Raw genomic sequence first — 22,327 nt, 5'->3', positions numbered from 1 at the left:
GCCTAAGGCGCGCGGGCCGCCGGTGCAAATCTGGCCTGCGCGGCCGTGCGACGATCAGTAACTCAGCCGCAGGCCGATGCTGGCGGCGCGCGGCGGGCCATAGCCGGCGACCCCGTTTCCGGTCTGGGAAACCTCGACATCCTCGTCGAACAGATTGTCCGCCGCAAGCCACAGGGTCGTGCGCGGATTCAGCGCCCATTCGGCGCGCGCATCCAGGGTCACGGCGTCCGCCAGGGTGCGGCTGTTCAGATCGTCGTCGAACCGCCGCGATTCGTACCGCGCGGCCAGCGCCAAGGTCAGCGCCCCGGACAGCCGCCAGTCCAGGCCGGCGGTCGCGCTCCATTCCGGCGCCTGGGCGGGCCTCAGGCCGGTCAGTTGCGGCGCCGACGCCCCGCCGTCCACGGTCGCGTCGGTCCAGGACACGGCGCCGTTCAGCGACAGGGCGGGCGTCAGGTCCGCCGTCCCCGTCAGTTCCACGCCCCAGGCGTCGATGACGCCGGCGTTCTGGCGCTGGCGCAGGACGCCGCCCGCCGGCACGAAGCCCGCGCGCGGAAAAGTCGCCGGCCCCGTCCCGATCGTCACATTGACGATGGCGTCCTCGATCTGATTCCAGAACACGGTCGCGCCCCAGCGCAGACCGTCGCGGTCGAAGGCCAGGCCCGTCTCGACGCCGTTCAGCGTCTCGGGGGTAAGGGCGGCGTTGGCCTCGGTGATGTCGTTGCCGACCCGGAACGGCCGATGCAGTTCGTTCAGCGTCGCCGGCCGGAAGCCGGAATAGGCCGCCGCCCTCGCCGCATAGCCTCCGCCCAGATCGCGCCGCGCGGCCAGGCGCGCGCTGACCACCTCGCCGGAACGGTCCGGGTCGGTCTCGTCCAACAGCACGGCGCCTGTCGCCAGCGTATATTCGTCGCGGAACCCGCCCCTGTTCTCCCATCGATCCACCCGGACGCCGCCCGCGACCAGCCAGTCGCCGCCTGTCCAGGACCCGTCGACATAGACCCCGCCGACCGAGGTCTCCCCGCCCGCCCGGCGGCCGCGCGCGAAGCCCGCACCCGTCGGATTGCTGAAGAACTCGTTCGTCTGTCCCTCGTTGAAACGCGCGTCCGCGCCCAGTTCCCATTCCAGCCGCCCGCCGGCGAAATCCGACACCCGCCGACGCAGGGCGGCGTTCAGGCCCCAGCCGATCGCGGGGGTCTTGTATTGATCGTTCGCCGGGGTCGTGGTCGCCCGGTCGGCGGACACCGAGGCGGAGCTGTTGGCCAAGTCGCTGTCGATGCGCCAGGCCTGCAGCCGCCAGCCATAGCCGTCTGCGCTCGGGGCCTGGGCGACCGCGGCGCTCAAGCTATGGCCGCTGGCGTTGGCGCGCGTGCCCGCCAGGCCCGATCCCCGATCCTCCTCCCAGGTCGCCGCCCGCATCGACAGGTTGGTCCGGCCCACGGCGCCGTCGATCCGAACGGCGGCGGCGCGGCTGTCCAGGTCCAGGGGCGTGTCCGCCGCCCCCGCCGCCGGCCCGCGCACCGGAACATAGCCGTCGCTGACCTCGCGCAGGCCGCTCAGCGTCACCGCGACCGGCCCCAGCCGGGCCGAGGCCGACCCCGCCGCCCGCATCCCGCCCCGCTCGGCCGCCGAAACATCCAGCACCCCGCCCTGGCTGCGTTCGCGCAGGGTGATCGCGCCGGTCAGGGCGCCGGCGCCATACGGCCCCGATCCCGCGCCGCGCACCACGTCCACGCCCTCCAGCGATTCCGGCGCGGCCTGGGACCAGATCACCCAGCCTCCGAACGGATCGTTCAGCGGCGCCCCGTCCAGCAACACCAGCGTCCGCCCCGCGCCCGACGGCGCTATGGCTCTGAGCGAAAGCCCCTGGGTCGTCGGATTGGCCGCCAGGCTGGTGGTGCGGCGAAACAGCGACACGGCCGGCACGGAGCGCAGGGCCTCGTCGATCCGCGCCGAACGTGACAGGACGGCCTGGTCGATCCTGACCACAGAAAAGGCCGCGTCCGCCGCCGCCGGCGGCAAGCGCGCGGCGGTCACGACGATCTCGGGCAGGGCGGCGGGCGCGACGACGGGGGGAGGAACGTCTTGCAACATCCGTCCTCGATACGGGCTGGAGGCGCGCCATGAAAGCCCAGGGCGACGAAATGACCGCGACCGGCGGCGAACACGCCGGTTGCGCGGAGCGCCCGGGCAGGGCGACAACGCCTTAACGCTCACTTTTGCCCGTAACTTCTGAAACGGTCGAGGATGCGGGCCATTTCAGCATTGTCGAGCAGAACTGGGCCGCCCAGCGCGATGGTGCCCCAATAGACGGCAGCCTGTTCCTCGATTTCCTCGGCGATCAGCAAGGCTAACTCCAGGCTGGGCGCGACGACGACTTGGCCGTGATTGGCCATCAGCGCGGCGTAACGACCGCCCAGGGTTTCTATCACGGTGTCCGCCAGAGCGTCCGAACCGAAGGTGGCGTAAGGCGCGACCGGAACCGAGGCGCCGCCGCCGACCGCGACCATATAATGCATCGGCGGGATCGGCTTGTTGGCGCAGGCCAGGATCGTCGCATGACGGGAATGACAATGGACGACGGCGTTGCAGTCGGGACGCAGCGCCAGAAGCCGCCAGTGCATCCGCCATTCGCTGGACGGTTTCAGCGAGCCTGCCGGGGTCGATCCGTCGGCTTCGACCCGAACAACGGCGTCGGGCGTCAAACGCTCTGGCGGAACGCCGCTGGGCGACACCAGCATCGCTTCTCCCAGGCGCGCAGAGACGTTGCCGGAGGTCCCGCGATTAAGGCCGCGCGCATCCATGGCCTGCATGACGGCCACCACACCCGCGCGGAGGCGATCTTCATCTGTCATGGTCATGCTGCTCTCGTCGATAGCGTGGACATGGCGGACTTCACATCATCGAAGCCGGCGAGCAGGCCCAAGGTGCCGGGTCCCTGGGCCACCAGGGCGGCGGTCGCTCCAGCAAAACGGCAAGCATCGTGAGGGCTATAGCCCTTGTCCAGCGCGACGATGAAACCCGCGCAGAAGGCGTCGCCGCAACTGGTCGTATCGACCGGCGTGATTTCGTAGGAAGGAACCGTGATCACCGCCCCGTCCAGCAAGGCGACGGCGCCGCGAGCGCCTGCCTTGATGATGCAGTTCCCCGCGCCGAAGCCGGTGAAGAAGCGCGCGGCATCGGCCAGATCGTCCCGACCTGAAAGCATCACCGCCTCGGCCGCGCTGGGCAGGAAGTAGTCGACGTAGGGGAGCAAGCGGCGCAATTCGTCCAGAGCGCCGGGCTGAGGCGATATCAGATCGCAGGTGACGGTGGCGCCCGCCGCCTTCGCGGTCTCGAGCAGTTGCGCGCCAGGCCCCCCGTCGAGCCGAGGGCCGCCTACGCCTGCGTAGTGCAGGAACCGCGTCTGGCCGGCCGCCTTGGCGATCGCATCGGACGGACCTGCGAAGAAGCCTGCGCCCATGGCGTGAAAGTTCGGACGTCCGCCCTGGGAATTGACCGCCAGGATGGTCGTTGACGTCGGCAAGTCCGGCAGCGTCTCGATGAGCGTCAGGTCAACGCCCTGGTCCTCCAAGGCCAAGCGTACGACGCGTCCTGCCAGGTCGCCGCCCAAGGCTGTCGCCAAACGGGTTTCCAGGCCCAGGGCGGCGGCGACCATCGCCGCGCCGCCCGCCGTGCCAGCCGGCACGATCACGATTCGTTCGACCAGGGTGGTGCCTTCATCAGCAGGCAGGGCGTCGATCGGCAAGGCCACGACGTCCAGCGTCGTCAGGCCCAGACAGATCAGTCCGCTGTTTGACATGACGGACCCCGCTCAGAGTGGCTGCAGCATCTGAAGCGCCTGATGCGCCATCTGAAGCTTGCCGACCGGTTCCAGAGGGCCCGCGGCTTTCAAAAGCTTGAAGCTCTCATCCGCCGCCTCGAGGGTGAAATCGATGTCTTCCTCGGTCATCGCCGCCGAAAAGAACATGTTGTGCCAGGGGTGGAAGTAGACGCCGCGGCGGATCAGGGCGTCGGTCCAGAAATAGCCCTTAGCCATGTCCGCATCGTCCTCGAACATGATCAACGGCAGTTCTTCCGGCCCGGTCTGGCGCAAGGCGAAACCGCGGCGCGCCGCCGCCTCGTCCAGGCCCGCGCGCAGCCGTCGCCCCAAGGCCTGGGTCTTTTCCAGATAGTCGGTTTCGCGGATCAGGCGGAAGGTCTCGAGCGCCGCGGCCATCGGCGCCGCCGAGAACCAGTATGAGCCGGTCACATAGACGAAGGTCGCCGCACCCCGCGCCTTTTCGGCGCCCAGCAGAGCCGAAATCGCGTGACCGTTCGCGATGGCTTTGCCCCAGGTCGACAGGTCCGGCTCCACCCCCACCAGCGACCAGCTGCAATCGCGCGCCAGACGCAAGCCCGCGCGCACGTCGTCGACGATCAACAGGGCGTCATGTTCGTCGCACAGTTCGCGCGCCCTTGTGGCGTAGGCGACGGTCGGACTTTCCTGATCGACGAAGGTGTCGTGCTTGATCGGAGAGGCGAAGATGGCGGCCAGGTCGTCTCCGGCCTCCTTGACCGCCGCTTCCAGACTTTCGACGTCATTATAGTCGTAGAAGATCTGATTGGCGCGGTCGGCCGTGGTCACGCCCAACGGCAGGGGCGTGCACCAGGGGGCCGCCCCGTGATAGGCGCCGCGCGCCCGCACGATGGTCTTCTTCTGGGTGTGGTTGCGCGCGATCATGAGCGCCATGGTGGTGGCGTCGGTTCCGTTCTTGCAAAACATGGCCCAGTCGGCGTGGCTGACCTGGGCGGTGAAGGTCTCCGCCAGTTCGACCATCACCTCGGCCGGGCCTGTCAGAGTGTCGCCCTCCGCCATGCGGCGAATGTAGGCTTGGTCGATGGATTCGACGCCATAGCCGAACAGGCTGGGGCCATAGCCGCACATGAAATCGACGTAGCGATTGCCATCGACATCCCACAGATACGCCCCTCGCCCCTTCGAGAAGAATTGCGGATAATCGTCGGGCAGCAGCGTCACCGACTGGTGGCCATACATCCCCCCCGGAATCACCACCTCTGCCCGCTCGCGCAAACGACGATCCGCCGTATTGGTCCAGTTCATGTCCCGCCCTCACATAAAATAGTCTTCACTATCTTTACGGTGCGGACGATCCACGTCAAGACGGAGTCGCGATAGCCAACCATGGCCTTTGTCAGGGAGAGTTCGCCATGCCGTCAGACGAGAGAACGTTCACCGCCGTTTTCCAGCAGCAACGCGACGCCGTTCTGCGAGACGGAGCGCCGGATGCAGCGACGCGCATCGACCGCCTGACGCGATGCATCGACCTTCTCGTCGATCATCAGAATCCGCTGTGCGAGGCCATGCAGGCCGATTTCGGCTCGCGCGCGCCCGAAGCTTCGCGTCTGACCGACATCGCCGCCTCGATCTCCGCCCTGAAGTACGCCCGGTCGAAACTGAAGCGCTGGATGCGGCCCGAGCGCGCCCTTCCGACACCTGGGCTGCTGGCGCTGTTCGGCGCCAGGGCGCGGATCGAGATTCAGCCCAAGGGCGTGGTCGGGATCATGGCGCCATGGAACTTTCCGGTCTTTCTGGTCTTCGCACCCCTGGCCAGCGTCCTGGCCGCCGGCAACCGCGCCCTGATCAAGCCGTCGGAGCTGACGCCCCGGACCTCGGCGCTGATGCAGGATCTTATCGCCAGAACGTTCGCGCCGGAGGAGGTCGCGGTCGTCACGGGAGACGCCGCCATCGGCCAAGCCTTCGCCGCCTTGCCTTTCGATCACCTGATCTTCACCGGCGGCGGGCAGGTCGGGCGTCAGGTCATGGCGACAGCGGCCCGGTCCCTGACGCCCGTCACGCTGGAATTGGGCGGCAAATGCCCGGCCATCCTGTCGCGCACCGCCGATATGGGCGTCGCCGCCGCTCGGATCATGAACGGCAAGACCCTGAACGCCGGCCAGATCTGTCTGGCGCCGGACTATGTGCTGGCGCCCGCCGAAGCCGTCGAGGCTTTCGCAAGCGAAGCCGCGCGGGCCGCCTCGGTCTATTTTCCGACCATCGAACCGAACCCGGACTACGCCGCCGTCATCCATGACGGCCATGCGGCGCGACTGAGGGCCCACGTCGAGGACGCCCGCGCCAAGGGCGCCCGCATCGTCGAGGTCAGGCCCGCAGACGAGACCGCGCCTTCGGGCAGCCGCAAGCTGGCGCCGACCTTGATCCTAGGCGCCACGGACGAGATGACGGTGATGCAGGAAGAGATATTCGGCCCGCTGCTGCCGGTCATGGCCTACGACCGGACCGAAGACGCCATCGCCTACGTCAACGCCCATGACCACCCACTGGCGCTCTATTGGTTCGGAACCGACCCGCAAGAGCGCAATGTCGTTCTGGGGCGAACACGCAGCGGCGGCGTGACCGTCAACGACGTGATCTTCCATGTCGCCCAGGAAAGGTTGCCGTTCGGGGGCGTCGGCCCCTCAGGCTTCGGCGCCTATCATGGGCGCGACGGCTTCATGGCCTTCAGCCACCGCCGCGCCGTGTTCGAGCAGATCGCCAGCGATATCGGCCCGCTGAAGGATCTTCGCCCGCCCTTCGGACCGGCGATCCGCAGGTACTTGGCCGCCCAGATCAGACGTTAGAGGTTGTAGCGGGTCTTTCCGCCGGCGAACTGCGAATAATAGAGACACACCATCCGGCACACCTCCTGAGTGACCAGGGCCTCGTCGGCGTCCGGCTGCTCCAGCACCATTTCGGTCGCGGCCATCATCAATTCCGTGGTGATGCGCGTGGCGGCGTAGATTTCTTCGGTGCTCGATGCCGGATATTGCTCCAACAAGCGTTCGGCTGTGTGACGCGCCACCTTGTCGCGCGAAGCGATACGGATGTCCTGCAGCATCGGCACGGCGCGCATGGCCCTCAGAATCCACACGCCGCCAGGCATGTCGCGCGTGATCTGGTTCACCGTTTCCTGAATCTCGCGGTTCTTGGCTATCGCCTCGTCCATCGAATCCGCGACTAGGCCGCCAGCTTCGATCCAGTCGAACACCGCACGATCCTGGGCGTCCATCAAACGGCGGCCCAATTCGCTGAGAATGGCGTATTTGTTCGGGAAATAGCGATAGAGCGCCGGCGGCGTCAGTCCGGCGCGCTGACACACCAGGTTGGTCGAGAGCCGTTCGAACCCCACCTCGGCCAGCAGCTCGCCCGATACGGCCAGAATGGCTTCGAAAGTCTGGTGCGCACGGCTTTGCGAAGGCTTGAGCTTAGCCTCGAGCGACACGGATGGAGCCGGTTCGCCAGCCGTTCTGGCTTTTCGGCCGCTGCGGCGGCCAGGGTGTTCTGTCATGGGACGCCTGAAATAGACCGGCCCATACTGTAACGCCAAGGGCTTCTGACGCTAACGATCAGATTCGCTCGAGCGCCTTTGACCGCCAGCCGGCCAGGCGTCGCATCTGTTTCCGACACGGAATTCCTTCCGAACGGCCGGGTTCCGCATCACCGACGCTCAGTGCGCCGCGGCGGCATGACGGCCTGAACGATTACGAACAATATTGTCGACAGGGCCAGGAATACGGCCGACGCCGGCAAGACCTTCGACACCGCCCCCTCCCCGACGATCAGTCCGGCGACCAACGGCCCGAAGCTCGACCCCAGCAGTTGCGCCGCTCCAATCTGCAAGGCCGCCCGCCGAGTCGGATCAAGCTCGATCATCAGGGCTGTTTGCAGCGGCAGGGCGAACATCCAAAGGAAGCCGAACAGAACCACCGCCCCGGCGAACACCAATGGACTGGGCGGCGATCCTATTCCCGCCAGGGCGACGGCCTGCAACGCCGCGACGCCGATAAGGATCGGGCCCGCGCGCCACCGAGGTCCGATGACGGTCGCGGTCATGCCGCCCGCCACCTGGGCCGCTAGCGCCAGAGCGACGACAAGGCCGGCGGTTTCGCTGGACAGACCCGCGCGCTGCGCCAACGGATCCAGATAGACCCAGAGCGACACGATAAAGGCCAGAGACAAGAATATGGCGACGAGCCCGGCCGTGGGCATCGACGCCAAGGGACCGCCGGCCCCTTTTTCCGGCCTGTGCAGCGGCGCCATGCGGTCCGGCCCGAACAACGCCGCCAAACCCGCGATGATCGACAGGACCGTCAGCACGATCAGTCCTCCGTTCACGCCGAACGGCGGAATGACCCATGCCGCCAGCGAGGCGGCGACGGCCAGCTGAGCCAGGGTCTGAGCGGTGGCGAATACGCCAGCCCAGCGTTCGGCCGAGCCGGATCGGACGATCATGCTGATCGCCGACCACAGCATCACCCCTTCGAACAGGCCCGCTATCGAGCGATCCAGCACCAGCCCGTAGGACGTCAGTCGCAGTCCCGCGACCGTCGCGGCCGCATGTCCCAGACAGGCCAGAGCGATCTTGATCCGCATCGCCGTCGGCTTCAGGAAGGTCGCCGCCAGACTGACGGCGAGGCCCAGCGCGAACAGTTCGCCCATGGCGGCCAGGCCGATCCCGACCCCGGAAAGACGGCCCTCGTGACCCCAGCCGCCCAGAATCATCGGCTGGAGCCCCGCGATCAGCACGGCGACGGTCCCTACCGCCAAGCATATGATCTGGCGGGGCAGGCCCAACGCCGCCTCCGCGTCTTCTTCCCGCACCGACACCCGACGTCCCCCAAGCGGCCCGGTGCGGTCAGTAGCTGTACCTTAGGAAGACGCCGACACTGCGCGGCCGGTTGTAGGTCACGAGGTCGACGCCCAGGCTGTCGATCGGCGAGATGTTCACGATCCAGTCTTCATCGAAGATGTTGCGCGCGAATATCCCGGCTTCCAGTCCCGAGCTCCCCGAGCGCCAGCTGATCTGCGCGCCCGTGTTCCAGACCGCGTCCTGCGACAGACGCTCCTTGTTGGAGTTGTCGAAATAGACCTTGGACGAATAGGTGGTGTTGAGGTTGGCGACGACGTCGCCGCGCGAGCCCAGGGGCCAGGTGTAGGTGACAGAGGCGTTCAGCGTCGCCTTCGGCGACTGCGGCAGCCGGTTGCCGCTATAGTCCTCGCCTTCCGAAATGAAGTCGTCGTATTCCGCGTGCAGCAGCGACAGGCCGGCGCTGATGTCCAGATTGTCGATCGGCGAGACCGAGCCTTCGACCTCGGCCCCGTACACGGTCGAATCCCCCGCGTTGTCGAGCACCAGAACCGTCAGTCCGTTGCGCAGCGCCTGGGCGAAAACCTGCTGATCCTTGTAGGCGTAATAGAACAAGGACGTGTCGAGGCGCGCGCGCCGATCCCAGAACTGCCCCTTGTAGCCGATCTCATAGGCGTCGAGTTGTTCGTTGTCGTAGGGCTGAAGCTGTTCCACCGAGGTGGCCAGCCCGCCGAAGAAGCCGCCGCTCTTGAAGCCCCGATTGTAGGTGGCGTAGATGTTGGCGTCGGGACTTAGTTCATAACGCAGGCCCAGCCGACCGGACCAGGCCGAGAAGCTCTTGCTGTTCTGATAGGTCAGGATGGTCGCCAGGCCGTACTCGATCTCGCTGCGGTAGTCGAAGTCGCGATCGTCTGACGACCACCGCAGGCCCAGCGTCCCGACTAGCCGGTCAGTCAGTTGATAGTCGGCCTGACCGAACAAGGCATAGCTCTTCGTCTTCTGCGTGTAGGGATAGCCGAAGACGCCGACGGTGTTTTCAGGGCTGAGGCCGAGCGGATTGTCCGGCGACATGAACAGCGGCCGCAGATCACGCAACACGTCCTGAGTCGAATTGTCCTTGATCGTCTCGTCCATGAAATAGGCGCCGAGCACCCATTTCAGATCGGCGCCCGGATCATTGCTCTGCAGGCGCAGTTCCTGGCTGAAGGATTCCGACTCCGACCGATAGTTGATCTCGATCATCCGCAGCGGACTGGAGTCGGTGTTCTCGAATGCGTTGCGCTTTGCGTTCTGATAGGCGGAAATGGCGACGAGATCGACGCCGCCGAGCGTCCAGTCCAGCTGAACCGAAGCGCCGTTCAGCCGGACCTTGTCCTTGCCCGCCTCGGGGCCGTAGTCGCCCGCCCGCACGTCGCCGTCGGTGTCCGCGTAGCCCAGAAGATCGGTGCAAAGACCACTGGAGTAGGCGCTGGGCAGACACTGGCCGTCGGCGCCTGTGACCTCCGCCGCCGCCGGGAACAGGGCCCGATGCTGCGGCGTCGTGGCGTCGCCGTGGTTCTCGAAATGGTTGACCGAGGCCAGGATGCTGACGTCGGCGCTAGGCGTGTACAGCAGCGAAAAACGACCGCCATAATATTCGACCGCGTTCAAATCCTTGCCCGAGACCCGGTCATAGGTGTTGCCGTCGCTAGAGACATACTGGCCGGCGAGACGAAAGGCGAGCACGTCATCCACGATCGGACCGCCGACGCCGCCCTGCAGGTTGACCGCATCTTCCGACGCATATTCCGCACGACCGCCGCCTGACCAGTCGAAGCTCGGCCGGTTGGTCGTGATATTGATCGCGCCGCCGTTGGTGTTGCGGCCGTAGAGCGTGCCTTGGGGTCCGCGCAAAACCTCGACCTGGGCCAGGTCGTAGAAACCCGACATCTGCGCCAGAGGCGAGCCGATATAGACGCCGTCCACATAGATCCCGACGCCGCTGGAGGCGTTCGGGTTGAAGTCGCTCAGCCCCACGCCCCGAATGTATATCTTCGGGCTGGCGGCGGCGTCGCCGCTGGACACGCGCAGGCCGGGCGCAAGATTGTTCAAGGCCATCACGTTGCTGACGCCCTGCGCCTCCAACGTCTCGGTGTTCAGCACGCTGATGGAGACGGGCACGTCCTGCAATCGTTCCGACCGCTTCTGGGCCGTGACCACGATGTCGGCGACTGTCGCCGCCTCCGAAGGCGCGGTTGTCTGAGGCTCGCTCTGAGCCAGGGCTGCGCCCGAAATCACCGAGGCGACGGACACGGTCGTCAGGAAAATGGACTTCACGGCTAGAATCCCCAAACTGGCCTTGCGAAGGTTGCATGACAATCGTTCGAACCTCGATACGATAGTCAAGACTATTTAATATCTATCGCTATAATTTTTCGGTGTGCGGGGCTCGAGCGTGGTTTCGTTGCAACGACCCCCCAGGGGGCCACGGTCCGTGAAATTTTCCACCTCGACCGTTTGACAATGTCGAAATGATAATCTTCACTAGCTTATCGCAGCTATTGGGGAACAGCTGATGACGGCGCTTTATACGGATCGACTGAGCGTTCGGCCGGGCGAGACCTTTCAGGTCCACGCCAGCGCCAAGGGCCTTTGCCAACTCCAAATCGCAAGGGTCGGGCGGAATCGCGTCGTTGTTCAGACCTATGTTGATATCGCGACCGCGGAACATCCCATTCCGACAACCGCCGACGCCGAGGGATGCGGGTGGCCGTCCTGCCTGACCGTCACCGTCGGCGATTGGGCGTCCGGCTACTACGACCTGCTGTTGACCGACGCCGACGGCCAGTCAGCCCGCCATTTCGTCTGCGTCCGCCCGGCGAAGGGCCAGACCGGAAGCCGGGCCGCCATCGTCCTGGCGACCAACACCTATCATTCATACAATTGGTGGGGCGGAGCCAACGCCTATAGCGACGTCACCTCCCTGATGACGGGGAGGAAATCCTTCGCCGATGCGATGGACGATGCGATCGGCGTTTTGTCGACCCAGCGCCCCTTCATACCGTTGATCGTCGGCGCGCCGGACGATGCGCCGCGCCTGATCAATCTGCGCAAGCGAGGCTTCGAGGAACAACCCTTCGCCGCCGATTACGACTGGATGATCGCCAATGGTTGTTCACCCTATGACGGTTCCGCCGGCTTCCTGAACAAATGGGAACACCGCTTCGTCGAATGGGCGGAAGGCGAAGGTTATGCTCTGGACTACCACACCGACTACGATCTCGACGCCGAGGACGATGTCCTGAAGGACTACAGCTGCGCGCTGTTCGTGGGGCACAGCGAATACTGGTCCGGGCGTGAACGCGACCAGATCGAGCGCTTCGTCGATGCGGGGGGCGGTCTGGCCATCCTGTCGGGAAACACCTGCTTCTGGAAGGTGCGCTGGGACGACGATGGCAAGACCTATGTCTGCAGGAAGTGGCGTGGCTTCGACGCGGCCGAGGATCGGAACGATCCCGCCGACGCCACCCACCTGTGGTCTCATCCGAACTTCGCCCGGCCCGAAGCCGAACTTACGGGTCTCAGCTTCGTCTTCGGCGGCTATCACCGCCTGGGAATGTGCGCGTCGCGCGGCCAGGCGGGCTTCACCGTCTATGACGACCGTCATTGGGCGCTGGAAGGCTCCGACCTGTTCTATGGCGACGTCATCGGGGACCAGGTGCCCTTGGTCGGCTATGAGAGCGACGGCTGCCGGTTCCAGTTCGACGACAACGGCCTGCCGCGCGCCACGCCGATGGTCGGCGTGCCCGAGAACCTGGAGATCATCGGCCTCGTTCCCTGTGCTTTCGGAGAAGAAGCGGGACGCGGCTATGCGCCTATCATCCCGCCCGAGAAACTCGATGTCATCGCCAAGGTCGTCTACGGCGACGATACGCCCGAATCCCAGGCTAAGATCCTGAAAGGCCACGCCATCCTGGCCAGCTTCAAACGCGGCGAGGGCGAGGTGTTCAACGCGGGCACCACCGAATGGGCGCACGGCCTGGCGGCAGGCGATCCCTATATCGCGCGGATCACCCGCAACGTGCTGACGCGCTTCGGCGTCGAGCCTGAAAAGACATCATGAGGCCCGGCGTCCGCCTCGGGCAAGACGCCCATTGCGACGTGCTCATCTTAGGCTCGGGCGCTGCGGCTTTGTCCTGCGCGCTGCGCGCCGCGGTCGATGGGCTGGACGTGTTGGTCGTGGAGAAGTCCGGCCTATGGGGCGGGACCAGCGCCATGTCCGGCGCCGGAGCGTGGATTCCTGGCAACCGCCATGCCCGCGCCGCCGGGGTCGCGGACGACCCGGAGACGGCCCTGGCCTATATCCGCGCGGTGGCGCCTGAGGGTTGGGCGGAGGAGGAGGACCCCCTATGGCGCGCCTTCGTCGAAGCCGCGCCCCGTATGCTGGACCTGCTCGAAACGCGCACGCCGATCCGTTTTGAGATCCTGTCCGAGCCCGATCCGATATTGGAGGCGCCCGGGGCCGTGATGAAAGGGAGAATGCTCTCTCCCGCCCCCCTGCCCCGGGGCATGGCGGGGGCCTTTGCGGGACGGCTGCGCCGTTCGACCCAGCCGCACGATCTCACCTACGAGGAGATGATCTGGGCAGGCTTCGTGCATGCGCCCGTTCGGGCCTACGCCCGCAATGGCGCGAAGATTCTGGCCCGCAGAGCCAGGGGCCTGGCCGCCCAGGGTTCGGCGTTGATGACTGGCCTCCTAAGCGGCTGCCTGGATACCGGCAATGTCCGCCTGGCGCTGGAAGCCCGGGCGATGTCGCCGATCATGGGCGGCCCCGGCCGCGTCGCCGGCGCCCTGGTCAGGCAGGATGACCTGCTATGCCGAGTGTCGGCTCGCCTGGGCGTCGTCATAGCGACGGGCGGATTCGAATGGGACCACGCGATGTATCGCGAACATTTCCCCGAGCCGCTCGACTTCCTGTGCAGCCCATCCACCAATACGGGCGACGGCCAGAAATTCGCCCGCGAGGCGGGGGCCGGATTGGCCCGCATGGACCAAGCCAACATCGCTGGGGCTCTGCCGACGCGCTACGAAGGCCGGATCCACGGCATGCCGCTGCGCTTCCAGGCCAACCGCCACGCCATTGTTGTGGACAAGACCGCGCGACGCTTCGGCGACGAATACGACTTCAACTTCGGCGAGGCTCTGCTGGAGCGCGGCTCGGACGGCGGAAGTCGCCTGCCCGTCTGGGTGATCGGCGACGCGGACATGCTCCGCTCCGCTCCGGTCGTCGGCGTCTACGCCCGCCGACTGCCGGGCTGGATGAAGCGCGCGCCCACCCTGAAAGCCCTGGCGACCGCCTGCGGTCTCGACGCCGCCGAACTGGACCGCACCGTCGAACGCTTCAACCGGTTCGCCCGTCAGGGGCGCGACGACGACTTCCACCGGGGCCAAAGCGGCTACGACCGCCTGATCGCCGGAAAGGCGGGCGCCTTGGCCGAAATTCGGCGCGCGCCCTTCTTCGCGATGCCGTTCAACATTTCGCTGATGGGCACCAAGGGCGGACCACGCACGACGCCGGGCGGCCAGGTCGTCGATGTCGCTGGTCGCCCCATCTCGGGCCTCTATGCAGCCGGCAACGCCATGGCCAATCCTTTCGGCTCCCGCGCGGTCGGGACCGGGACCACCATCGGCCCCGTCCTGACCTGGGGCTTCATCTGCGCCGAGAGCCTGGCTCGCGCCAATTCCATCAGCCTCGCCAAGGGTGAAGACGCATGACCGAGATCACCGACCTTCCGGTCCCCGAAGCGGCCACGCCGCCGTCCAAGGCCCGTTCCCGGCTGGACCTCAGCGCCTGGGCCTGGTCCCTGTACCAGGGCGCGCGCGACCCTTACATCATCCTGATCGGCACCTATGTCTTCGTGCCCTATTTCGCGACGGCGGTGGTTGGCGACGCCGTCCGCGGCCAGTCTGTGGTCGCGGGATACAGCCTGGCCTCCAATCTGTTCGTCGCCGCGACGGCGCCCTTCCTGGGGGCGGCCGTGGATCAGATGGGCGCGCGCCGCCCCTGGCTGCTGGCTCTGACGCTGATAACGGCGCCGCTGATCATCGCTTTGTGGGCGCTGACGCCGGCCGGGACGCCGGGCTTGGGCGTATTGGCCGGCGTAGCGATGTTGACCGCCATCGCGGTGCTGCTGTCCTATGCCGACGTCTTCTACAACGCCATGCTGATGAGCGCGGTCCGACGGCCTGACCAGGCCGCCGCTTCGGGCATGGCGTTCTCGCTCGGCAACGCCACCTCCATCTTCATGCTGGTGGCTGTGCTCGCATTCTTCGTCCTGCCCGGCCAGCCCGGCTGGCCTGTCTCCACTCCCCTGTTCGGCCTGGACGCGACGCTGCGCGAGCCCGAGCGGATCAGCGGGCCGATCGTCGGGCTGTTTCTGCTGCTGGGGGCCGTCCCGCTGTTTCTGTTCGCCCGCGACGCCAAGCCGACCGGCGTGCCGGCGGGCAAGGCCTTCGGCGACGGGGCCCGCCACCTGATCTCGCTTGTGCGTTCGGCCCGGGTCCCGCGAGATGTCGGCGTCTATCTGCTGGCGCGGATGTTCTACATAGACGGCAAGATGGCCATGCTGGTGTTCGGCGGGGTTTATGCGGCCGGCGTCATGGGCTGGGGCGTCACCGAATTGCTGGCGCTGGGTCTCATCGTCTGCGTCGCAGGCGTGGCGGGCGGCGTCTTCGGCGGTTGGCTGGACAATCGCTTGGGGCCTCGCGGCGCCTTCAAGCTCGAAATATGGGTGACGATCATCGCCCTCGTCGCTCAGATCACCACATCGCCGACGCGCATCCTCTACTTCTGGTCGCCTGGCGAAGCCCGTCTTTGGACTGGCCTTTTCGGCTCCGTTCCCGAGATGGTCTATCTGGCGGCCGCCATCGTGGTCTCGGTGTTCGGGACCGCCTCCTGGGCGTCTTCGCGCACCCTGATGACGCGCCTCACTCCGCCCGAAGAGGCCGGCACATTCTTCGGCCTGTTCGCTCTGTCGCAGACGGCGACCATGTGGCTGGGGCCGTTGCTGGTCGACGCCTTCACCCGCGCCTTCCGCAGCCAGCAGGCCGGCTTCGTGCCCATCGTCGTTCTGATGGCGATCGGCCTCGCCCTGCTCCACTTCGTACGCGGCGGCGGCCGGATCGCCCAGGAGACATGACCATGCGCCAGACCATCAGTTCCGGCTCGCCGATGGAAGAGATCGCCGCCTATTCGAGGGCGGTGATCGACGGCGGCTTCGTGTTCGTCTCGGGCACCGTCGGCGTCGATCCCGAAACACGCGAACTGCCTGACGATTTCACCGCTCAGGCGCGGAACGCCTTTCTCATCATCGAGCGCGCCCTCGATCAGGCGGGGGCTTCACTGGACCAGACCACCCATGTTCGCCTGTTCGTCAGCGACCGCGCCAACCTGCCCGCCATCGTTCCCGTTCTGCAGGAAAAGTTCGGAAAATCGCGCCCCGCCCAAACCATGATCATCGCCGACCTGCCCGATCCCAAGGCCCTGCTGGAGGTGGAGGTTACGGTTCGTCTCAATGCCTACGAACTTGAGAAACCCATCTGATGGTAAAGTATTCCGTCCGTCGAGACCCGTCATAAAGCCGCAGGCTGTTTCTGCCTGACCCCATGTGAAAGCTGGTCCGTCAGCTTGCCTGATCCGCTCGCCTTCAACTGATAGCGCAGGCTGAATGAGTCCGAAGCCTAACCAGCAACAGCAAAACCCGCCTGACTTTCATCAGGCGGGTTTTATGATTTGGGTGCGGGAGTAGGATTTGAACCTACGACCTTCAGGTTATGAGCCTGACGAGCTACCGGGCTGCTCCATCCCGCGGCAAGCGGTCGTTCGCGAAGGAAGAGAGTGTTCGAGAAGCGCGCTCGAGTAGGCCGAAGGCCGTTAGCGCGTAAATCATATGTGCTTGGTAGACCCGGCGACGACCTACTCTCCCGCGCCTTGAGACGAAGTACCATTGGCTCTGGAGGGCTTAACGACCGAGTTCGGAATGGGATCGGGTGGGGAACCTCCGACATAGTCACCAGGTCAACCAAGCACATATGATGTTCGGCCTATCGGGCTTTCGCCCTACTTGAGGCCAGACATTATCCAATGTTCAAACAGCGCTAGCGCTTAGCTTGAACAAGGATGAAGAAGACATTGTCTGCGATCGTTCAGGTCTGAACGATCATCGAATGAGTTTTGCTGAGAAACGATCAAACCGATCGGATTATTAGTACCAGTAAGCTTCACGCGTCGCCGCGCTTCCACACCTGGCCTATCGACGTGGTAGTCTTCCACGATCCTCAGCGAAGCCTTGTTTTGAGGTTAGTTTCCCGCTTAGATGCTTTCAGCGGTTATCTATTCCATACTTAGCTACCCTGCTGCACAGCTGGCGCCATGACAGGTACACCAGAGGTATGTCCATCCCGGTCCTCTCGTACTAGGGACAGATCCTCTCAAGCTTCGAACACCCACGGCAGATAGGGACCAAACTGTCTCACGACGTTCTGAACCCAGCTCACGTACCACTTTAAATGGCGAACAGCCATACCCTTGGGACCTGCTCCAGCCCCAGGATGTGATGAGCCGACATCGAGGTGCCAAACTTTGCCGTCGATATGGACTCTTGGGCAAAATCAGCCTGTTATCCCTAGAGTACCTTTTATCCGTTGAGCGATGGCCCTTCCACTCGGGACCACCGGATCACTATGGCCGACTTTCGTCTCTGCTCGACTTGTCAGTCTCGCAGTCAGGCGAGCTTATGCCATTGCACTCGACGAGCGATTTCCGACCGCTCTGAGCTCACCATCGCGCGCCTCCGTTACACTTTGGGAGGCGACCGCCCCAGTCAAACTACCCACCACGCCATGTCCCGGGACCGGATAACGGCCCTCGGTTAGACGTCAACGACAGTAAGGGTGGTATTTCAAGGACGACTCCGCCAGAGCTGGCGCCCCGGTTTCATAGTCTCCCACCTATCCTACACATACGGTCGCTAACGCCAAGGCGAAGCTATAGTAAAGGTTCATAGGGTCTTTCCGTCTGACCGCGGGAACCCCGCATCTTCACGGGGAATTCAATTTCACTGAGCCTGTGCTGGAGACAGTGGGGAAGTCGTTACGCCATTCGTGCAGGTCGGAACTTACCCGACAAGGAATTTCGCTACCTTAGGACCGTTATAGTTACGGCCGCCGTTTACCTGGGCTTCAGTTCGACGCTTTCACATCTCCCTTTAACCTTCAGGCACCGGGCAGGCGTCAGACCCTATACGTCGCATTGCTGCTTCGCAGAGCCCTGTGTTTTTGCTAAACAGTCGCTACCCCCTGGCTTGTGCCACTCAGTCCTGGTTGCCCAGGGTGAGTCACGCTTATTCCGAAGTTACGCGTGCAATTTGCCGAGTTCCTTCAGCACAGTTCTCTCAAACGCCTTGGTATGCTCTACCTGACCACCTGTGTCGGTTTCGGGTACGGTCTCTGCTGGAGTTATTTCCTGGGACGACGCCCCCGCACCCACAATCCAATAAGTGGGTACGAGTTATGCCATCCGTCACTTCCAGCTGGTGCAGGAATATTTACCTGCTTCCCATCGACTACGCTTTTCAGCCTCGCCTTAGGGGCCGACTAACCCTGCGCAGATTAGCTTTACGCAGGAACCCTTGGTCTTTCGGCGAGAGTGTCTCTCACACTCTTATCGTTACTCATGTCAGCATTCTCACTTCCGATACCTCCAGCCAGGCTCACGCCTGACCTTCACCGGCCTACGGAACGCTCCGCTACCGCTTGCAGTAAACTGCAAACCCATATCTTCGGCGCACGGCTTGAGCCCCGTTACATTTTCCGCGCAGGATCGCTTGATCAGTGAGCTGTTACGCTTTCTTTAAAGGATGGCTGCTTCTAAGCCAACCTCCTGATTGTCAAAGCAATCCCACATCGTTTCCCACTTAGCCGTGACTTGGGGGCCTTAGATGATGGTTAGGGTTGTTTCCCTTTTCACGACGGACGTTAGCACCCGCCGTGTGTCTGCCCGATAGTTCTCTTGGGTATTCGGAGTTTGGTTAGTATTGGTACCGCTCGCGCAGCCCGCAACCATCCAGTGCTCTACCCCCCAAGGAATTCGTCGGACGCTCTACCTAAATAGATTTCGCGGAGAACCAGCTATGTCCAGGTTTGATTGGCCTTTCACCCCTATCCACAAGTCATCCCAGAATTTTTCAACATTCACGGGTTCGGTCCTCCAGTTGGTGTTACCCAACCTTCAACCTGCTCATGGATAGATCACCTGGTTTCGGGTCGTCATACGTCGAACTTAGCGCCCTATTCAGACTCGCTTTCGCTGCGCCTACACCTAACGGCTTAAGCTTGCTCGACACATGAAGTCGCTGACCCATTATACAAAAGGTACGCCGTCACCTCGCGTGGAGGCTCCGACTGCTTGTAGGCTTCCGATTTCAGGATCTGTTTCACTCCCCTTGTCGGGGTGCTTTTCACCTTTCCCTCACGGTACTTGTTCACTATCGGTCGTAGAGGAGTACTTAGGCTTGGAGGGTGGTCCCCCCATGTTCAGACAGGATTTCACGTGTCCCGCCCTACTCGAGTCTCTTGCTGTTTGATGACTACGGGGCTTTCACCCACTATGGCCGACCTTTCCAGATCGTTCGTCTTTATTTCACAAGAGCACTGGCCTGGTCCCGGTTCGCTCGCCACTACTACGGGAGTCTCGGTTGATGTCCTTTCCTCCGGGTACTGAGATGTTTCAGTTCCCCGGGTTCGCTTAATGAAGCCTATGTATTCAGCTCATTATACCTTTCAACAATCCGCCAATCGCTGCTTCCGAAGAAACAGAGTTGGAAGACTGTAAAGGTGGGTTTCCCCATTCGGAAATAACCGGATCAAAGGGTGCTAGCGCCTCCCCGGTTCTTATCGCAGCTTGCCACGTCCTTCATCGCCTCTCTACGCCAAGGCATCCGTCAGAAGCCCTTCAACGTTTGATCGTTTCTCAGCAAAACTCATGCCTGGTATGTTCCGCCCGACTGGAAAGATGCCGGGGGACCAGGCCTGATTTTTGTCAGACAATGTCTTCTTCTCGAACACGACCTAGAAGCTCAGGGGAGCCGGCCTAGTTCTTCCTTCACGATTTCAATGCCAGTCGGCTTTTCAGCCGGTGACAAACCATTTGCGATGCGCGCCTCGGGTCAATTCCAAGGCCGCGGGTGCGGCCTGGTGGAGCCAGACGGAGTCGAACCGACGACATCCTGCTTGCAAAGCAGGCGCTCTACCAACTGAGCTATGGCCCCGTTCCAAGAACGGTGCGAAGCCCAGGAGAGCCGTCGTACGATCTGCCTAAAGGCTTGAGTCCAGCAGGGCTGGTAGGCCCGGGCAGACTCGAACTGCCGACCTTACGCTTATCAGGCGTACGCTCTAACCACCTGAGCTACGGGCCTATGGCAGCGACAGCCAGGCTTTGAAGCCCAGGCTCGCGATCGCGTCACCAACTCAACGATCCGAATGATCGAGGCGTCGATGACGAAAGTGGAAAGAGAAACGGAGACGGCGGCGTTCCGCCGTTTATTGGAGCCTCAATAGACAGCCTCGTGAGAGACAGCCTGGAGAAGCATCCTTAGAAAGGAGGTGATCCAGCCGCAGGTTCCCCTACGGCTACCTTGTTACGACTTCACCCCAGTCGCTGACCCTACCGTGGTCGCCTGCCTCCTTGCGGTCAGCGCAGCGCCTTCGGGTAGAACCAACTCCCATGGTGTGACGGGCGGTGTGTACAAGGCCCGGGAACGTATTCACCGCGGCATGCTGATCCGCGATTACTAGCGATTCCAACTTCATGCCCTCGAGTTGCAGAGGACAATCCGAACTGAGACGACTTTTAAGGATTAACCCTCTGTAGTCGCCATTGTAGCACGTGTGTAGCCCACCCTGTAAGGGCCATGAGGACTTGACGTCATCCCCACCTTCCTCCGGCTTAGCACCGGCAGTCCCATTAGAGTTCCCAACTGAATGATGGCAACTAATGGCGAGGGTTGCGCTCGTTGCGGGACTTAACCCAACATCTCACGACACGAGCTGACGACAGCCATGCAGCACCTGTGTCCTAGTCCCCGAAGGGAAAGCCACGTCTCCGTGGCGGTCCAGGCATGTCAAAAGGTGGTAAGGTTCTGCGCGTTGCTTCGAATTAAACCACATGCTCCACCGCTTGTGCGGGCCCCCGTCAATTCCTTTGAGTTTTAATCTTGCGACCGTACTCCCCAGGCGGATTGCTTAATGCGTTAGCTGCGTCACCGAAATGCATGCATCCCGACAACTAGCAATCATCGTTTACGGCGTGGACTACCAGGGTATCTAATCCTGTTTGCTCCCCACGCTTTCGAGCCTCAGCGTCAGTAATGAGCCAGTGTGTCGCCTTCGCCACTGGTGTTCTTCCGAATATCTACGAATTTCACCTCTACACTCGGAGTTCCACACACCTCTCTCATACTCAAGACACCCAGTATCAAAGGCAATTCCGAGGTTGAGCCCCGGGATTTCACCCCTGACTTAAATGTCCGCCTACGCTCCCTTTACGCCCAGTAATTCCGAGCAACGCTAGCCCCCTTCGTATTACCGCGGCTGCTGGCACGAAGTTAGCCGGGGCTTCTTCTCCGGGTACCGTCATTATCGTCCCCGGTGAAAGAATTTTACAATCCTAAGACCTTCATCATTCACGCGGCATGGCTGCGTCAGGCTTTCGCCCATTGCGCAAGATTCCCCACTGCTGCCTCCCGTAGGAGTTTGGGCCGTGTCTCAGTCCCAATGTGGCTGATCATCCTCTCAGACCAGCTACTGATCGTCGCCTTGGTGAGCCTTTACCTCACCAACTAGCTAATCAGACGCGGGCCGCTCTAAAGGCGATAAATCTTTCCCCCGAAGGGCACATTCGGTATTAGCACAAGTTTCCCTGAGTTATTCCGAACCTAAAGGCACGTTCCCACGTGTTACTCACCCGTCCGCCACTAACTCCGAAGAGTTCGTTCGACTTGCATGTGTTAGGCCTGCCGCCAGCGTTCGCTCTGAGCCAGGATCAAACTCTCAGGTTGAGTTGACTTCTGACCTAAGCTTGAAGCCCGCCGTAGCGAGCTTGGCGTTAGTTCTACGTATTCTATTGACGAGTTCCCACGTCGTCGATCCAAAGACCGACGCATGGTATCTTTTCAAAAAGACCGCAGATAGTCAGTGTCGTATGATGACCTCGAAGGGCCATCGCAAGAACACCGCCGCCTGCGTTTCTCTTTCCATATCAACAATGTCAAAGACCCAGAACCGCCTCGGCGGCCCGACTTGTTTAGCGCCTCGTCGTCGGCGGAGGCGGCGATTTAGAGACCGCCGAACCTCATGTCAACCGCTCTTTTCAGAGATTTCGCAGACCCGAAAGGCGAACCCTTCAAACCGCAAAAAACCGCCGGAGAAAACCAAGAGGCTTGCCCCTTCACCAAACCGGCGATTCGATTGAAGCGCGGAACCTAATCAAACCAACCCCGAAAAGCAAGACGTTTCTCAACACCCCGCTCCCCAAAAACCCCAGGAACCAAAGCCCCAAGGCCCAAAAGGCCGGCCCGTCTCCGAGCGAGGCAGCCCTATACGGAGCCCAAGATTTGTCCGCAACCAGATTCTGACCCGACGGCGAA

Annotated in this window: 12 protein-coding genes, 3 tRNA genes and 3 rRNA genes; 5 read left to right on the top strand and 13 right to left on the bottom strand. The window is 63.2% G+C overall.

The features are described from left to right. Positions 1–54: 54 nt before the first annotated feature. The 4 genes from AC0L6G_RS00090 to AC0L6G_RS00075 form a co-directional block, all read right to left on the bottom strand. Positions 55–2,091, bottom strand: coding sequence for a TonB-dependent receptor (locus AC0L6G_RS00090; RefSeq protein ID WP_473252687.1), 2,037 nt, complete (start codon positions 2,089–2,091; stop codon positions 55–57). A 119-nt stretch (positions 2,092–2,210) separates the two neighbouring features. Further along, positions 2,211–2,858: a class II aldolase/adducin family protein gene (locus tag AC0L6G_RS00085; protein WP_473252686.1), complete on the bottom strand. Its 648-nt coding sequence runs from the start codon at positions 2,856–2,858 to the stop codon at positions 2,211–2,213. Then, positions 2,855–3,799 (bottom strand): carbohydrate kinase family protein, encoded by a 945-nt coding sequence (locus AC0L6G_RS00080; RefSeq protein WP_473252685.1) that lies wholly within the window; start codon positions 3,797–3,799, stop codon positions 2,855–2,857. The genes AC0L6G_RS00085 and AC0L6G_RS00080 overlap by 4 nt, the downstream gene beginning before the upstream one ends. 12 nt (positions 3,800–3,811) lie before the next feature. After that, positions 3,812–5,101 carry an aminotransferase class III-fold pyridoxal phosphate-dependent enzyme gene (locus AC0L6G_RS00075; RefSeq protein ID WP_473252684.1) on the bottom strand — a complete coding sequence of 430 codons (1,290 nt, stop codon included), beginning with the start codon at positions 5,099–5,101 and terminating at the stop codon, positions 3,812–3,814. A gap of 107 nt (positions 5,102–5,208) precedes the next feature. Here AC0L6G_RS00075 and AC0L6G_RS00070 point away from each other — a divergent pair, with 107 nt between their 5' ends. Continuing rightward, positions 5,209–6,639, top strand: coding sequence for a coniferyl aldehyde dehydrogenase (locus tag AC0L6G_RS00070; protein WP_473252683.1), 1,431 nt, complete (start codon positions 5,209–5,211; stop codon positions 6,637–6,639). Here AC0L6G_RS00070 and AC0L6G_RS00065 read toward each other — a convergent pair. The 3 genes from AC0L6G_RS00065 to AC0L6G_RS00055 all read right to left on the bottom strand — a co-directional run bounded on the left by AC0L6G_RS00065 (position 6,636) and on the right by AC0L6G_RS00055 (position 10,961). Next, a complete protein-coding gene (locus tag AC0L6G_RS00065; RefSeq protein WP_291536148.1) occupies positions 6,636–7,280 on the bottom strand; it encodes a TetR/AcrR family transcriptional regulator in 645 nt (214 codons plus the stop codon). The two genes, AC0L6G_RS00070 and AC0L6G_RS00065, sit on opposite strands and share 4 nt — an antisense overlap. A 215-nt stretch (positions 7,281–7,495) precedes the next feature. Then, positions 7,496–8,605, bottom strand: coding sequence for an MFS transporter (locus AC0L6G_RS00060; RefSeq protein WP_473252682.1), 1,110 nt, complete (start codon positions 8,603–8,605; stop codon positions 7,496–7,498). An 88-nt stretch (positions 8,606–8,693) separates the two neighbouring features. Continuing rightward, positions 8,694–10,961: a TonB-dependent receptor gene (locus tag AC0L6G_RS00055; RefSeq protein ID WP_473252681.1), complete on the bottom strand. Its 2,268-nt coding sequence runs from the start codon at positions 10,959–10,961 to the stop codon at positions 8,694–8,696. 238 nt (positions 10,962–11,199) lie between these two features. On the opposite strand from AC0L6G_RS00055, the gene AC0L6G_RS00050 reads away from it, so the two are divergent. Genes AC0L6G_RS00050 through AC0L6G_RS00035 form a run of 4 tightly spaced genes read left to right on the top strand, consistent with a single transcriptional unit; the run spans position 11,200 to position 16,227 of the window. Continuing rightward, positions 11,200–12,747, top strand: coding sequence for a N,N-dimethylformamidase beta subunit family domain-containing protein (locus AC0L6G_RS00050; protein WP_473252680.1), 1,548 nt, complete (start codon positions 11,200–11,202; stop codon positions 12,745–12,747). Further along, on the top strand, positions 12,744–14,399 hold the full coding sequence (locus tag AC0L6G_RS00045) for an FAD-binding protein (RefSeq protein WP_473252679.1): 1,656 nt from the start codon (positions 12,744–12,746) through the stop codon (positions 14,397–14,399). The genes AC0L6G_RS00050 and AC0L6G_RS00045 overlap by 4 nt, the downstream gene beginning before the upstream one ends. Continuing rightward, positions 14,396–15,823 carry an MFS transporter gene (locus tag AC0L6G_RS00040; protein ID WP_473252678.1) on the top strand — a complete coding sequence of 476 codons (1,428 nt, stop codon included), beginning with the start codon at positions 14,396–14,398 and terminating at the stop codon, positions 15,821–15,823. The genes AC0L6G_RS00045 and AC0L6G_RS00040 overlap by 4 nt, the downstream gene beginning before the upstream one ends. Positions 15,824–15,825: 2 nt before the next feature. Further along, entirely contained in the window at positions 15,826–16,227 is a 402-nt protein-coding gene (locus AC0L6G_RS00035) for a RidA family protein (RefSeq protein ID WP_293828483.1), read from the top strand. 190 nt (positions 16,228–16,417) lie between these two features. Here AC0L6G_RS00035 and AC0L6G_RS00030 read toward each other — a convergent pair. The 6 genes from AC0L6G_RS00030 to AC0L6G_RS00005 all read right to left on the bottom strand — a co-directional run bounded on the left by AC0L6G_RS00030 (position 16,418) and on the right by AC0L6G_RS00005 (position 21,739). Further along, positions 16,418–16,494: transfer RNA gene (locus tag AC0L6G_RS00030), tRNA-Met, on the bottom strand. Between the two features lie 92 nt (positions 16,495–16,586). Next, positions 16,587–16,701: ribosomal RNA gene (gene rrf, locus AC0L6G_RS00025) — 5S ribosomal RNA — on the bottom strand. Positions 16,702–16,867: 166 nt separating this feature from the next. Beyond that, positions 16,868–19,648 (bottom strand): 23S ribosomal RNA (locus tag AC0L6G_RS00020). 227 nt (positions 19,649–19,875) lie between these two features. Further along, a tRNA-Ala gene (locus AC0L6G_RS00015) sits at positions 19,876–19,951 on the bottom strand. 70 nt (positions 19,952–20,021) lie between these two features. Beyond that, a tRNA-Ile gene (locus tag AC0L6G_RS00010) sits at positions 20,022–20,098 on the bottom strand. A gap of 180 nt (positions 20,099–20,278) precedes the next feature. Next, positions 20,279–21,739: ribosomal RNA gene (locus AC0L6G_RS00005) — 16S ribosomal RNA — on the bottom strand. Together the 16S, 23S and 5S rRNA genes with 3 tRNA genes alongside form the textbook arrangement of a ribosomal RNA operon. Positions 21,740–22,327: the final 588 nt, after the last annotated feature.

The sequence above is a fragment of the Brevundimonas sp. D3-1P genome (genome assembly GCF_055809335.1).
The sequence above is the reverse complement of the archived record's forward strand: the minus strand, read 5'-3'. Positions and strand labels throughout refer to the sequence as shown.

Coding starts and splice junctions, on each gene's coding strand:
- AC0L6G_RS00090 (WP_473252687.1), bottom strand. CDS start 2,091: ATGTTGCAAGACGTTCCTCCCCCCGTCGTCGCGCCCGCCGCCCTGCCC.
- AC0L6G_RS00085 (WP_473252686.1), bottom strand. CDS start 2,858: ATGACCATGACAGATGAAGATCGCCTCCGCGCGGGTGTGGTGGCCGTC.
- AC0L6G_RS00080 (WP_473252685.1), bottom strand. CDS start 3,799: ATGTCAAACAGCGGACTGATCTGTCTGGGCCTGACGACGCTGGACGTC.
- AC0L6G_RS00075 (WP_473252684.1), bottom strand. CDS start 5,101: ATGAACTGGACCAATACGGCGGATCGTCGTTTGCGCGAGCGGGCAGAG.
- AC0L6G_RS00070 (WP_473252683.1), top strand. CDS start 5,209: ATGCCGTCAGACGAGAGAACGTTCACCGCCGTTTTCCAGCAGCAACGC.
- AC0L6G_RS00050 (WP_473252680.1), top strand. CDS start 11,200: ATGACGGCGCTTTATACGGATCGACTGAGCGTTCGGCCGGGCGAGACC.
- AC0L6G_RS00045 (WP_473252679.1), top strand. CDS start 12,744: ATGAGGCCCGGCGTCCGCCTCGGGCAAGACGCCCATTGCGACGTGCTC.
- AC0L6G_RS00040 (WP_473252678.1), top strand. CDS start 14,396: ATGACCGAGATCACCGACCTTCCGGTCCCCGAAGCGGCCACGCCGCCG.
- AC0L6G_RS00035 (WP_293828483.1), top strand. CDS start 15,826: ATGCGCCAGACCATCAGTTCCGGCTCGCCGATGGAAGAGATCGCCGCC.